Below are 14084 nucleotides of genomic sequence, written 5' to 3'. Positions count from 1 at the left end.
CCTATTGGCATCCATAGCGACGCTTAAGACTTAATGTCGGGCTGGTGGCTGCCCGATGGCAAATAGCTGATTCAAGTGGTCTGATGATAAGTTCTCAAGAGCGACACCACTAGCGATTAAACAGCCTAGAATATTCGCTTGCGCTTCCGGGTTGTTATTAGGTAATTCCGGTAGGCTATTAATTAAACGCCATTGTTCTTCTTGCTCAAGCGCTAATTCCATGGTCAACATATCTTGATATTGCTCGGCTGAAAGCTCAACTTTTAATGAACGCCTCAGCGCCCGAAACGGTGACGTGAGGCGTTTATTCCAGCTGTGTGATTCGCTAACTAACTCTTGAAGCTGAAATTCATCAATAGCACAACCAAGAGATTGCGCATAGCCACATAGCAGCAATAGGTTAACATTGAGCTGGTAAGTATCTTGCAGTTCAATTAATAGCTTTTCGACATTAGGGTAGTGGGTAAGGCTATATTGCCACAACTCATCGCTACTAAGCTTCATTGCTCATTTCCTTATCGAAAGCTGCTTGCTTCTCTTCGATTTGTTCTTGTAATTCTAGCCAATCCATTTCAAGCTCTTCAAGGGACGATTTTAATTCACCTTGCTGTTGTAGCAACGGGGCAAGCTTGCTTTTATTCTCAGCTTGATACAATGATACATCAGCCAATTGTTCTTCGATGCTAGCTAGCTGTTGTTGTTGCTTTTCCATCTGCTTATCAACTTTATCAAATTGCTTTTTCAGTGGCTGAATGCTGGCTCTAAACTCAGCCTGCTTACGCTTTTGATCTTGGCGGTTTATCTTCTTATTGGTCGTGGGTTGAGTTGGTTTTTCACTGGCAATAGCAAGTTTATCGGCATTGCGTTGTTCTTTTTGCTGTTCACTTAGCCATTGATGATAGTCATCCAGATCCCCATTGAAAGGCTCTACCTGTTTGTTATCGACAAGGTAGAAATCATCTGTCGTTGCCCGCAATAAGTGACGGTCATGCGATACAATTACCATCGCCCCGGTGAAGTTTTGTAAAGACATGGTTAAGGCCAAGCGCATTTCTAAATCAAGATGATTGGTTGGCTCATCGAGTAACAATAGGTTAGGGCGCTGCCAAGTTAGGATGGCTAAAGCTAGGCGAGCCTTTTCGCCACCAGAAAATGGCGCGATAACCGCAGTGGCCATGTCACCAGTAAAACCAAAGCTACCAAGGTAGTTTCGTAATTCCTGTTCGGTTTTGTCAGGCGCTAATCGCACCATATGCTCTAGGGCTGTATCTTGTTTGCGTAAGGAGTCTAACTGGTGCTGAGCAAAATAACCAATGGTCAAGTCGCCTGCACGCACGAGTTTCCCTGATTGTTGCTCTAATTCTCCGGCTAGCAGTTTTATGAGCGTTGATTTACCAGCGCCATTACGTCCAAGTAAACCGATCCGCGAACCGGGTACTAAATTAAGCTTAATAGATTTAAGGATTTCTATGTCGCCATAGCCAGCAGATAACTTTTCCATTTGGATTAATGGGGTTGGTAACTGGTCTGGTTGAAAAAACTTAAAGCTAAATTGGCTATCAACGTGGGCTGGACCAATTTGTTCTAACTTTTCCAAAGCTTTTAAGCGACTTTGTGCTTGCTTGGCTTTACTGGCTTTATAGCGGAAGCGGTCCACAAAGCTTTGCATGTGCGCACGTTCTTTTTGCTGTTTCTCAAACATACTTTGTTGCAGAGCGAGCTTTTCACTACGCAGTTTTTCGAACGCACTGTAGTTACCGCTGTAACTAAAGGTTGTTTGTTGTTCGACATGAATAATCTGATCAACCACGTTATCAAGAAAGTCGCGGTCATGAGATATCAAAATTAAGGTGCCCGGATAACTTTGCAGCCATTTCTCAAGCCATAGCACTGTATCTAAATCAAGGTGGTTGGTTGGTTCATCGAGTAATAGTAAGTCTGAGCGACAAAGTAATGCTTGCGCTAAATTTAAACGCATGCGCCATCCACCGGAAAAACTAGAGACGGGTAAAGATAGTTGGGCGTCACTAAAACCTAAGCCGTGAAGTAACTCGCCTGCACGCGCAGCAATGCTATAGCCGTTGATGTTATCAATGGCGGCATGCATTTCTGCAATCTCGTGACCATCATCCTGCTGCTCTGCGATTTTTAAACGGCGCTCAAATTCGCGATACTGGCTATCGCCATCGATACAATAATCAAGGGCGCTGGTTTCCATGGATGGGGTTTCTTGTTTCACCCAGGCAATTTGCCATTGAGATGGCATGGTAAAGTCGCCCAAATCTTGATGAAGTTCACCACGAATTAACGCAAATAAGCTCGATTTACCACAGCCATTAGCACCCACTAAACCAGCTTTGCTACCCGGATAAATGGTGGCATTGGCTTCTTTTAGTAACTCTTTGCCGCCGCGCAGTAATTGTAAATCTTTTAAAACTATCATCACGAAAAATCTATAGGGGAAATTAGCGAAGATGATACCGCAAATGGGGCTGTTAACCTAGAGTGTGTTGCCCTTTTAAACTTGTCAATTGGACAAAACTCAACCTCGTCAGGCCATCACGCCCTCGCATCACTAAGCACTTATGTTACCATGGGGCTATAAATTTAGTCGGAGAAAGATAATGTCGCTGCAACGCAAAAAACGCTTTATTGCTGGAGCCAAGTGCCCAAAGTGTCATGAGTTAGATAGCTTAATGTTATATAAAGAGAATGACGTAGAAAAGATTGAATGTGTTGAGTGTGGCCATAAGCAATCGCAAGTGGAAGAGTCAGTGGCTCAAGCAACAACCCAACCACAACAAGTGATTGGGGTATTTAAACCTTAAACGGGTTGGGCTTAATAGTGTGGCGGTGGTGGCTCTGGTGTTTGCGCGCCAAGTGGTGGCTGTGACATTTCCCCTAAACGGGTCGCCAGATATTCAAGTTGAGTGCGCTGGCGGTCGATTAACTCATTTAATAGTGCAATCTCATCACTGAGTGTATTGATAGTATCTTCTTGAAAGGCGACTTTCATTTCTAAATCGTCAAGCCTTTGTGTTGTTTCGTTCATGGTCTTCTCTTACTGGGGTTGGCTTGGCGTAGGGGTCCAAAACTCTGCATAGCCTGAGCTACTTTCGGTGATGATTGTACCTGATTTTGATTCACTAATGGCAAAAATTACCGAGCTAACTGGGCGAGAGTCTTTACGCGGGGTAATTGTCCATTGTTCGAGCTGCTGGCCAGTGCTGACATCCCAGCGATTTAATAACCGCCCTGGGCTGCCGGTAAATAATTCACTACCGTCATTTGAAAAACGCACGGCACTGAATACTCGCGAGCGTGATTGGTACTGCAGACGGCTAATCTCTTTACCTGATTTTAAATCCCAAATACTTGATTGACGCTGACTTCCGGCACTAAATGCAAAGCGTCCTTGTGGATCTAAAGCTACTTTAGTGATGCGTGACGGATGAATAAAGCGATGAATGACTTGTGCAGTTTTTGTATCCCAGAAGAGTGCAACATAATCACTGCCGCCAGTTAACGCGTAGCGACCATTTGGCGATAGGGCAACAGAATTGATTTTTTCGCTATGACCTAAGAACTCAATACGTCGTCCGCTAAAGATGTTAACGTGTACGACGACACCATTGACTTTACCGTAAAGTACATCGCCATCATTTGAAATAACGATATCACGGATATTAGATTCACGTAGTTTTGTATAGGTTAATGACTTGCCTGACTCGACATCCCAGACTGCAAAGGAGTCTTTTTCCGCGGTGACGGCATATTTGTTGTTTGGCGAAAGTGAGGTAAAAAGAACGAGGTTCTCATCTCCCTGTGCCCAACGATGTTTTTGACTGTTATCGTCTAAGTCCCACAAGATGATATCGTGAAAGCTCGATGAGACTAATGCTAAAGAGCCGTCTTGTGCAATATCAGCAGCTAATGCACCATCAGTCGCATGCTCCCACATTTTTGTTGGAGTATCTTGCTGAGTGCAGGCAATCATTAAGATCGCTGAGAGTGCCAATAATATTTGTTTACGCATGAACTTTTGCCAGTCTTTGTAATCAATAGGGGGATGAGTTGTCGATATCATTGATAATATGGCGCAAAAGCAGTGCAATCAACATTTATCTTTGTAAAAAGCTTGAACCCAATAGGGTGAGTATGGCATAAACAGCATCGATAAAACATATTGACCACGATAGCAGCTGTTTAATTCAGCGCATGGATAAAATTATAAAGGTAGTTTCATGAATAAAATGTTAAAGATTTCTACAGTCGCAGCAGCCCTTTTTGCAGTGACAGCGTGTAACGCTGAGAAAGTTGAAAAGCCAGCTGAACCTAAAGTTGTTGAGTTTAAAAATGAAGATCAAAAAGCGGCTTACGCGATTGGTGTTTCTGTTGCAACTTACATTAATAAAAGTATTGAGCAGCAAAAAGAAATTGGCGTTGAAACTGATAAAGAACTAATCGTTAAAGGTTTCACCGATGCAATTGCAAATAACGCTCAATTGACAGAAGAGCAGACGCGTGAAGCGTTAATGGCTTTTGATAAGAAAATTAATGAAGTTCGTGCGGCTAAAGCAGAAGAAGATGCGGCTAAAGCGAAAGATGCTGGCATTGCTTACTTAGCTGAAAACGCTAAAAAAGAAGGCGTCACAGTGACTGAGTCAGGATTACAATATAAAGTAATTCAAGCAGGTGAGGGTGCTAAACCTACCGCTGCTGATAGCGTAACAGTTCACTATAAAGGTACATTAACTGACGGTACAAAATTTGATAGCTCATATGACCGTGGCCAACCTGCAACCTTCCCATTAGGCGGCGTCATCGCAGGCTGGACTGAAGGTGTGCAACTAATGAGTCCTGGTGCTAAATTTGAGTTTACAATTCCTTCAGAGTTAGCGTACGGTGAGCGTGGCACAAACGGTATTCCTGCTCACTCAACGCTTGTGTTTGAAGTGGAATTAATCGAAGTTGCAGCAGCCGATGCAGTAGAAGCTAAAGCAGACGCTCATGCCGGACACGCGCACTAATATTCATTAAGGCTGTAAATTTTAAGTTTATCGAGCCTAAAAATGTGATGAAAAAAGCCTTGAATAGTCTCTATTCGAGGCTTTTTTGTGTTTATTGTCGTTATCCCAATTGTCATTAACAACTGATTACTTTTACGGTCTCATACGAATGATGGCGGCGTTTTCTTTATAACTAAGTGAGCCATTTAACTACAAAGAGTTGGTATAAAGTGAGTCTGATTCTGTCTCGCTAGTAACAATGACTATACTAGAATGAAGGAGTACGAATACGTATAAAGGCAAAGAGCTGTTCTCGGTTGAGGCGGTGATATGGCGAGGGTTATGAAGAAATTAGCTGTTTTGGTGCTATTGACGTTATGGTGCTTTTCATCGGGGGCTCTAGATTCGAAATACGGCGTTTTAACTGCTGATGAGCGAATTGCGTTTAAAGCGTTATTTAAAAAAATTAGTAGCACCGATATTCCAGATTATAATCAACGCTTTTTGGCCATTGAAAAAAAACTTACCAACACTCGCTCGCTTGAAAAAAAGCAACAGCTAACTTATCAGCTCATCTTATTCTCTAGGGCTTATTTTGACTTTGCTAACCTTAAAAAATACGCACTGTCATTAAAAGAGCTTAGCGCTATTAATCAAGATAAAACCTTAGGCACGATCGCTGATTTGTATCTTATTGTGGCTATGCATCAGCGTGACCGTGAAGCACGGGTGCAATCTCTTGAGGCGTATTTAACTCGCCGTAATCTAGGTGATGATTTTTTAGTGCAATTACATTTCGATTTAATTAAAGGAGAGCAGGCACAAATATTTAAGTATTTATTAGCATTAGAAAAGCGTCCTGAGTTGGTGATTGAAAAATATTATGTATTGCATAACGTTCGTGAATCAGAAAAAAATAATACGGTATTAATTTCGTACTTTGAACAAGAGCTTGAGTTAGTCTTAGCGCATAAATTCCCCTATTTAAAGTATGCTGAAATGTTCAATATTATTCGCTACCTCAGTGACTTTATGCAAGAAAATGAACTCGCCTTAGAGCTGGCGCTAGAATACCTTGAGCAAGCGGAAAAGTTGCAAGATAAAACAGAACTGTTTTTTGCTTACAATAAATTGGGTGATATTTATAAATCGATGGCAGAGCTTAATTTGTCGTTTGCTAGTTATGAAAAGGCTAGAGAAGCATATCTGGCAGCGACAAATTATGCCAAGAGCGGTTCTTCTGAATGGCTGGCACAAATGGGTCGGCAAAAAGCGATGACTTATATTGTGTTAGGTGACTTTAAGAAAGCGCGAGCGTCGTTTGAAAAGTACCTTAGTTATGAGCAAGCGAATAGGATTGAAAATAATCACTACTCAATGAGAATAGAAGCTTATTTTGATATTCAACAAGGGCGTATTAGTCAAGGAATTGCGAAGTTAGAGCAAGCATCTGCTTTAATGCGTAATTCGAGAGTTCATAACAATTATAACTACTTAACTGAGCTGGCTAAAATAGCAGAACGAGAGAAAGAGGCGGTGTTACTTGCTGAAACTCGGTTGTTGTACTTTAAAGGTGCCGCTATTGGTTTGGCGATAATGACACTACTTGCGATGCGACTAGCTTATACGCACCGTAAGAAGTCTTTACAGTTAAAGGTCAAAGGGGATGCGTTAAAGCATTTGGCTCGAAAAGATGGGTTAACCCAACTTAATAACCGCCGATATTGGCAAGAATTATTTGAGCGTGAGTTTATTAGACTCTCACGCAGCTCAACGAACCGCGCATGTCATATCATGCTTGACATCGATCACTTCAAAAAAGTGAATGACACTTATGGCCACATTGCTGGAGATAAGGTCATTCAGCATTTAGCACAGCTGTTATCTAAAAGCATGCGTCAGGTTGATGTAGTCGGTCGATATGGTGGTGAAGAGTTTGCGATTTTATTACCTGATACTGATTTGCAGCAAGCGATAAGTATTGCCCAGCGCATAAAAAGTGATGTAGAAGCAACCTGTGTGGTTGAGCTAGGGCAAGCAATCAATTTCACCGTTAGTATGGGGATTGCTGCATTTTCTGACGAATTAAAAGGTCCAGAGCATTGGATGGATCAGGCCGACAACGCTCTATACCAAGCGAAACGGGACGGTCGCAATTGTATACGTGTGGCAGAGCAAAGCTTGTGAGTTTATTTAAACACTATATTTTAAGATGAGTCGCTGTTGTAAATGATTGTTATTACTATTACATTGGATGCGTTATTAAATGTATCAGGATGAATTAGTGTTTAAGAATTTAATGTTTTGTTTATGTGGTTTTACGTCATTGTCTTGCTGGAGTACTGAAGTTGATTTCGGCCTTGGCTTAGGCACTCAATATGGTGGCGTCGGTGGGCAGCTTATTATTGATCAGCAACAGACTAAGTATTTTATCGCGTTAGGCATTCCTGGATATTCGATAGGTATGAAATCAGTGATATCAGACCATCAGCATCACTCATGGGGGCTAAATGCTGGTGTGATAGATGGTATTTTTAGTAGTGATACTCAATTTGCTGGGGTAACGTATAACTATCATTTTGATGGGTTTGAAAATGATGGCTGGGAGCTTGGGCTTGTTGCTTTTTATTACCGAGAAAAAGAACATAAGCGTTTATTTAGTCACATTGTCGACGAAGAAGAAACGGGCGTCGGTATTAGCTTTAACTTAGGTTATAGCTTTTAAGCGCTCATTAAATGCCTTGCTGATTTTGTAAGGCATTTAATTGCATGGTTTTAGCGCCTATTTATTCCACAGGTTGGCTATGTTTCTCATGTAAGTTAGACAATAATTGATCTTCTAACTCAAAACGCTGTTCAAGACTTTGGATCAGTTTAGATAAATGATCATCTAAATGCGCCCAACCCTCTTGGTTTGATTCTGCGTATTTATCAGTGAACTCTAGTGTTAGTTGAGTAGAATCAGTAATTTGAGGGAGTAACTGTTCAGCATGATGTAAACTTTGTTTACCATGAACTTCACATTGTGAAACCACTTCACGATAAACCTCAAAGTGTCCCGTTGAGACATAGTCAACTAAGCGATTACAAAACTCTGTAATATCTTGGACTTGAGGTAACTGCTGAGCATTTTCTTCAAAAGGTGGGATACCAGCAATTTGACAATAATTGACGATAAGCTCCTGACGTTTATTCAACCAGGTATCAATTAGCTGGTTCGAACCTCCCCATTGCTGCTGTGCTTGTTCTATTTTTTTTAGCATGAGAAGAATCTCCTTATATGTTTGCTTAGTCTTAAGTTAAGATATGCAGCACGTTAAATCAATCATTATTCGCAGTGACATTGATTCAGATCTAGATTGAGTGTATTAAAGGAGTGCTGATAATGGGTTTGATGCTCCTTAATTAATTGATATTGTTTGTTTTTTGTTAGTGTTGGAATAAAGGCTGCTCAATGAAAAAAATAAAAAAGCTTCAGCTACAACGCCTCGCATATTGGTTTATTTGTCGTGATGATAAATTAATGCTCATTGATGAGACTAAATTACCGAAATGCACACTGGCACAGTTATCTATTCAGTTTGACCAACAATCACCGAGTTATTTGCTAGGTTATTACCAGCATACACCGTGTATTTTGGTTGATCTGCAACATCAGCATATTGCTGATGAACAAGTGCTGTGGGTTGATTTACGTTCAGTGTTACTTAACCAGCCACACGAACTCTCGTTATTGGCGGGGCGAGCCGTTCAAGTTGCACACTTTCTTCGTACTCATCAATTTTGTGGGCAATGTGGCCAACGGATGACTGCTATTACATGGGAGGTCGCACAGCAGTGTCGTAGCTGTGGCCACCGAGCTTATCCTCGCATATCTCCTGCGGTTATTATGGCTGTAATCAAAGATGGAAAAGTATTGTTAGCGCAAAATAAGCGTCATCGAGGCGATATCTATTCAGTCTTAGCGGGATTTGTTGAAGTAGGGGAGTCGTTAGAGCAAACAGTCGCGCGTGAGGTGAAAGAGGAGGTTGGTTTAGAGGTCACAAACATTCGTTATTTTGGCTCTCAACCATGGCCGTTTCCACATAATATGATGATTGCTTATCTAGCTGATTATGCGGGAGGGGAGATAAAGCTTGACCCACATGAGTTAATTGCAGGTGATTGGTTTGATGCCAGTAACCTTCCAGATATCCCTGGCAGTCACACGATCGCCAGAGAAATGATTGATCATGTTTTATCATTAGAACCAGACATCAAGCGCTAGAATAGTCGAGATAGCAAGTTTTTTCAGCGTATGATCTGATACTTTAGGCTGCTATTTGATCTAAGATAGTTTTTTGGCTTAGGTCAATGGTACAATGTCGCCAATTTTATCTTACATATCTAGGACAATTTCATGGCAGAGTTAAAGAATGACCGCTATCTTCGTGCGCTTTTAAAGCAACCCGTTGACCAAACACCCGTATGGATGATGCGTCAAGCCGGTCGTTATTTACCAGAATATCGCGAACTTCGTGCACATGCAGGTGACTTTATGTCGCTTTGTCGTGATGCTGACTTTGCTTGTGAAGTGACATTACAGCCCTTACGTCGTTATGACTTAGACGCAGCTATTTTATTCTCTGATATCTTAACTGTACCAGATGCAATGGGTTTAGGCTTACGTTTTGAAACAGGTGAAGGTCCGGTATTTGACCGTCCAATTACCTGTGCTCGTGATGTTGAAAAGATTGGTATTCCAGATCCTGAAGACGAACTAGGTTACGTAATGAATGCGGTTCGTACTATTCGTAAAGGCTTAAATGGCGATGTACCATTAATTGGCTTCTCTGGTAGCCCGTGGACATTAGCGACTTACATGGTTGAAGGCGGCACTTCTAAAGCCTTCACTAAGATTAAGCGTATGATGTTTGCTGAACCACAAACAATGCACTTATTACTAGATAAGCTAGCTGATTCAGTTATCTTATACTTAAACGCTCAAATCGCTGCAGGTGCACAATCTGTGATGATATTTGATACGTGGGGTGGCATCTTATCACCACGTGATTACCGTGAGTTCTCACTGCGTTACATGGCTAAAATCGTTGACGGTTTAGTGCGTGAAAACGATGGTCGCCGCGTTCCTGTGACATTATTCACCAAAAATGGTGGCCAGTGGATTGAAGAGATTGCTGCAACGGGTTGTGATGGTATCGGTCTAGATTGGACCATTGACATTAAAGAAGCTAAAGCGCGTGTTGGGGATAAAGTGGCATTGCAAGGTAACATGGACCCTTCAATGCTTTACGCTTCACCAGAGCGTATCCGCCAAGAAGTGCAAACCATTCTTGAAGGATACGGCCAAGACAATACCGGCCACGTATTTAACTTAGGTCATGGTATCCATTTGGATGTTGATCCTGAAAATGCTGGTGCGTTTATTAAAGCGGTGAATGAGCTATCTCGCCCGTTCCATAAGTGATAACCAAACGCTTTAGAATAAGAAAGCAGTAACTGAGGTTACTGCTTTTTTTATGCTTGAGAAATATCCGTTGTTCCGCCGTGTTTTAACCAAAACATCGTTTTTTGTCTAATGAGAATTCTTGTAGAAAAAGACCCCCCAACGACTGAAGTGAGTAAACTCAAGACGAAAAAAAACCTAACATTACATTAGGTTTTTTGAACGCCATTATTCATGGCTAGAGATGATTATGTAAGCTAAAGGCGAATGATTACCAGTGCTTAGAAATTCGAATAGAACCAACAGTTTTATCTGCGCCTTGCTCTAGTACTTCAATGATAATACCTTGCGAAGGCAACTTACGGCCTGTTGCTGGGCGTAGGTAGTTTGAGTAGTCGTCCCAATCGATAAAGCGTGGGTTGTTGTTAATGAACCAATCATTTACAGATAGTGTACCTAAGCGGCTTACCCAGCTAAATGGCTTTTGTAAGTCTAAGCTAAATGCTGCATCACTAATTTGTAAGTTAGAGTTAGCCATTTCGCCATTGCTAAATAAGATAGGGTTACGGTCAGCATCAACTAAACCTAACCAACCTTCACCAGGGTGGTTTGCAACAGAGTTATCACCTTGAGTTACAGTGTTTTTGTTGCCACCATTTTCTGGACGGTAAGAAGTATCTACATACCATACTAACATACCAGGTGTGTAGCTTGCGCCAAAGTCACCACGTGCTAGACCTGCATCAACACCTTTATGCTGACGCCACTCTACTAGGTAGTAATGTGGGTAATCAAATACGCCGTTAGAAGGTTCGAAGCCGTTAATTACTAAGCCATCGTTATTAGCATTATCTGCATCAAAGCTTGCTAATGTGCCATTGTTTGAAGTTACTTCGATGTCATCAAACATTGTACCGATGTAACCACTTTCAAATGCCCAATATTGAAGAGAAACAGTTATTTGCTCACCAGCAAAAGCACTTAAATCAAACTCTGCATTAACACGGCCGTCAGATTTACCATGGAAACCATGACCAATAAATTGTGAGAAACGAGCGTTAGTATCAGTGATGTTGCCTCTCATTACGTAAGCACCAGACGAATGGATAACACGTACTTGAGCTAGAGAGTTGTTGCTATCAGTGTCGTAGTCAGCGGTAAATGTTAGATTAGCAGCTGTTTCAGTTGTTAAATCCAGTGCAAAGTCGATGGTCTGAATCGATAGGTTTGAATCTGGAATTGCTGAGCTAATGAAGCCTTGGCCATCATTTGGCGCTAGGCGTTGAACAGGCTTATCATCTAAATCAATACGAATGAAGTCATTGTTATTACCACGTACTGATGCAGCATCTAATTTGTATACTGCGCCAGCTGGAGATAAATCATCAGCGTGTAGGTTAGTACCAACGAACCAGTTACCACCTAATGAAGCTTGTAAGTACTGCTTAGCAAAAGGGCTTAAACCTGTTGGTGCTGTGCCTGAGATCTCACCCGCGTATGAACCACTAGACATTGCTGACCAATGACCCACTAGAGAACCCGGTGCTGGCTGTAATGTGCTTAAACCATCCACTGAATATTTTGTATCGTACTCATCAGGTAAGCCTAAGTCATGGCCGTATTCGTGAGCTGAAACACCCGCTGCGCCATCGACAGGTTGAACGGTGTAATCGTGAATACGGTAGCCTGTGTCGCCAATCTCTTTAAAGCCAACAGAAGAGCGGTGAGACCAGATTGCATCTGCACCTAACGCACCACCACCAGCAGCTTGGTCAATTGATGAGTGGTAAACCATGATGTGATCGATAATGCCATCTGGTTCACGGAAGTCACCATCGTTATCGTAGTCATAACGATCTTCTTGGTCGAAGTAGCTAAGGTCGATATTTGGATCTTGGGCTGCTTGAGTAATCGCTTCTAACACTAAGTCACCAACACGGCTATCTTTACGGCCATTCGCTGTTGGTGCACCGTAATGTGCTGCATTAAATTGTGCACGGTACCAGCCAGCAACTTGACCTACAACGTTATATGAACCGCCTGATTGGTCAGCAAAGTATTGCTGCATACTAATAAGGTTTTGACCGTTAGGACCCGTGTAGCCATGTTCAGAGAACAGCATGTTTTCATAATGTTCAACAGAATAGTCAGGGTAGTAGTTACGCGTAAGGTTAGGCGTAACAGCATTAACAGGGTAGTCTGGGAAATCAATGAGGATTGCTAAGATGCGATCGGTTGTTACAGGGCCTGTCCATTCACGACCTGTAGCAACGCCAGGCGCTGAAGAGTCTTCGCCTGAACCACTTTCTGCGCCACGTGCAACATTTAATAAGTTACCTACGTGAAGCTTACGAGCAACTTCTTCGCTACCGCCTTTATATTCGCCATTTGCTTGAATGTGACCCGTGTGACCTGTTTTAATTTCAGGTTTTAGGTTCTGAATAGCGCTGTCATTATTGACGACATTAAGCTCGGCCTGAGCAGCGACGCTTCCTGTTGCAAGAGCTAAAGAAACTCCTGTTACAATTTTTTTCAACATATGATTGTCTCGACTATTAATACTTAATATTATTATTAGATGGTTTTTTGTAACATTTTATATACAAAAACGATGGGTACTCTAACGTTTTTGTTACACTATGGCTGTTACTTTTTAGTTATATGAATAAATCAAATGTTATACTAAAGGTGTAGGTGACTCATTCTAAAGTATCGTGCTTGAGAGCGGAGGAATGGTTTAAATAATTTAAAATCAGCTTGTTACTGTTATTTTTGAAGTGGAGTTGTGGTGGTAGTTTATGAAGGTGTATTGCTTACGGTGTGGATAATATAAGCAAAAAAAGGTGACAATAAATTGACCATCGTCACCTTATTTTGACTTAGAGTGTTTCTAATTCATGCAGAACCAGCTCTCGATAACCGACGATACCAAGTACCTCTTCATTGCCAATAACAGGCGCGTAAGCTAGTCCAAAGCGTTCAAATAAACGTGCACAGTAGCGTACATCCATTAATGGCGGCACTGATACTACAGGCTTGGTCATGATTTCATAAATATTGACTCGGTCCGGTGAGCGATCTTTGGCTAAAACCTTCTTTGCAATATCGGAGAGCAAAAGAATGCCATGAGCATCGTGTTCATTGCGCTTATTAACGATAATAATGTCAGTATTATGCTTTTTCATCGCTTCGATCGCATCCCTGACGGTTTTCATACCATCGAGAGAGATATACTGATCAGACATTACATCTTGAGCTTTTATGTGAGTTGTCTTGTTCACAATTCATCCTCCACCGCAGATTTTAATTGATTTATTTGATGGCTAACGCCAACAGCGTCTTCGACATCGATTTGAAATGCCATGCCCGAGCCTGGCTTTTTGTCGAACTTTCCCACCTCGTTGATATGTTCAAGAATATGCCGACTTAAGTGCTCCTCAACAATGAATAGCAACACATCACGTTGCGTATCTAAAGTTAAACCAAAGAATGTCTTTGATTGGTTGAGGCCTTCCCCTCGAGCATTATTGATGATTGTTGCACCGGTGGCGCCAGCCTTTCGTGCGGCATCCATGATCTTATCGGTGCGGCTGTCTTCGCTAAATGCGATGATTAACTTAAAGTGCATA

The 14084-nt window shown here is 41.8% G+C and carries 14 protein-coding genes; 6 read left to right on the top strand and 8 right to left on the bottom strand.

The genetic code is table 11. The features are described from left to right. Positions 1-30 precede the first annotated feature (30 nt). Together Q8W26_RS06605 and Q8W26_RS06600 are read right to left on the bottom strand one after the other, a co-directional pair. Positions 31-504 carry a TIGR02444 family protein gene (locus tag Q8W26_RS06605; RefSeq protein WP_101214391.1) on the bottom strand — a complete coding sequence of 158 codons (474 nt, stop codon included), beginning with the start codon at positions 502-504 and terminating at the stop codon, positions 31-33. Beyond that, positions 494-2443, bottom strand: coding sequence for an ABC transporter ATP-binding protein (locus Q8W26_RS06600; RefSeq protein WP_101214390.1), 1950 nt, complete (start codon positions 2441-2443; stop codon positions 494-496). The genes Q8W26_RS06605 and Q8W26_RS06600 overlap by 11 nt, the downstream gene beginning before the upstream one ends. Positions 2444-2624: 181 nt before the next feature. Between Q8W26_RS06600 and Q8W26_RS06595 the strand changes: the two genes are divergently transcribed. After that, complete coding sequence (locus Q8W26_RS06595) at positions 2625-2828, top strand: YheV family putative zinc ribbon protein (protein WP_305472835.1); 204 nt, start codon at positions 2625-2627, stop codon at positions 2826-2828. 11 nt (positions 2829-2839) lie between these two features. On the opposite strand, the gene Q8W26_RS06590 is transcribed toward Q8W26_RS06595, so the two are convergent. Together Q8W26_RS06590 and Q8W26_RS06585 are read right to left on the bottom strand one after the other, a co-directional pair. After that, positions 2840-3052: a SlyX family protein gene (locus Q8W26_RS06590; protein ID WP_101214389.1), complete on the bottom strand. Its 213-nt coding sequence runs from the start codon at positions 3050-3052 to the stop codon at positions 2840-2842. Between the two features lie 9 nt (positions 3053-3061). Beyond that, a complete protein-coding gene (locus Q8W26_RS06585; protein ID WP_101214388.1) occupies positions 3062-4036 on the bottom strand; it encodes a WD40 repeat domain-containing protein in 975 nt (324 codons plus the stop codon). Positions 4037-4244: 208 nt separating this feature from the next. On the opposite strand from Q8W26_RS06585, the gene fkpA reads away from it, so the two are divergent. The 3 genes from fkpA to Q8W26_RS06570 all read left to right on the top strand — a co-directional run bounded on the left by fkpA (position 4245) and on the right by Q8W26_RS06570 (position 7734). After that, positions 4245-5030, top strand: coding sequence for an FKBP-type peptidyl-prolyl cis-trans isomerase (gene fkpA, locus Q8W26_RS06580; RefSeq protein ID WP_101214387.1), 786 nt, complete (start codon positions 4245-4247; stop codon positions 5028-5030). Between the two features lie 321 nt (positions 5031-5351). Continuing rightward, positions 5352-7196, top strand: coding sequence for a GGDEF domain-containing protein (locus Q8W26_RS06575; RefSeq protein ID WP_305472833.1), 1845 nt, complete (start codon positions 5352-5354; stop codon positions 7194-7196). Positions 7197-7293: 97 nt separating this feature from the next. Next, on the top strand, positions 7294-7734 hold the full coding sequence (locus Q8W26_RS06570; RefSeq protein WP_153071494.1) for a hypothetical protein: 441 nt from the start codon (positions 7294-7296) through the stop codon (positions 7732-7734). A 61-nt stretch (positions 7735-7795) separates the two neighbouring features. On the opposite strand, the gene rsd is transcribed toward Q8W26_RS06570, so the two are convergent. Next, positions 7796-8272, bottom strand: coding sequence for a sigma D regulator (rsd, locus tag Q8W26_RS06565; protein ID WP_101214384.1), 477 nt, complete (start codon positions 8270-8272; stop codon positions 7796-7798). A gap of 191 nt (positions 8273-8463) precedes the next feature. Here rsd and nudC point away from each other — a divergent pair, with 191 nt between their 5' ends. Together nudC and hemE are read left to right on the top strand one after the other, a co-directional pair. Further along, positions 8464-9276 (top strand): NAD(+) diphosphatase, encoded by an 813-nt coding sequence (gene nudC, locus Q8W26_RS06560; RefSeq protein WP_101214383.1) that lies wholly within the window; start codon positions 8464-8466, stop codon positions 9274-9276. A 132-nt stretch (positions 9277-9408) separates the two neighbouring features. Next, positions 9409-10476 (top strand): uroporphyrinogen decarboxylase, encoded by a 1068-nt coding sequence (gene hemE, locus Q8W26_RS06555; protein WP_101214382.1) that lies wholly within the window; start codon positions 9409-9411, stop codon positions 10474-10476. A 250-nt stretch (positions 10477-10726) separates the two neighbouring features. Here the strand turns inward: hemE and Q8W26_RS06550 are convergent, their stop codons facing one another. The 3 genes from Q8W26_RS06550 to Q8W26_RS06540 all read right to left on the bottom strand — a co-directional run bounded on the left by Q8W26_RS06550 (position 10727) and on the right by Q8W26_RS06540 (position 14083). Next, positions 10727-12994, bottom strand: coding sequence for an immune inhibitor A domain-containing protein (locus Q8W26_RS06550; protein WP_101214381.1), 2268 nt, complete (start codon positions 12992-12994; stop codon positions 10727-10729). 340 nt (positions 12995-13334) lie between these two features. Beyond that, positions 13335-13700, bottom strand: a complete 366-nt coding sequence (locus tag Q8W26_RS06545) for a CBS domain-containing protein (protein WP_101214451.1) — start codon at positions 13698-13700, stop codon at positions 13335-13337. Between the two features lie 32 nt (positions 13701-13732). Next, positions 13733-14083 carry a P-II family nitrogen regulator gene (locus Q8W26_RS06540; RefSeq protein ID WP_101214380.1) on the bottom strand — a complete coding sequence of 117 codons (351 nt, stop codon included), beginning with the start codon at positions 14081-14083 and terminating at the stop codon, positions 13733-13735. Position 14084: the final 1 nt, after the last annotated feature.

The organism is Psychrobium sp. 1_MG-2023 (assembly GCF_030689115.1).
Lineage (GTDB): Bacteria > Pseudomonadota > Gammaproteobacteria > Enterobacterales > Psychrobiaceae > Psychrobium.
This window is presented reverse-complemented; position numbering and strand designations above follow the sequence as displayed.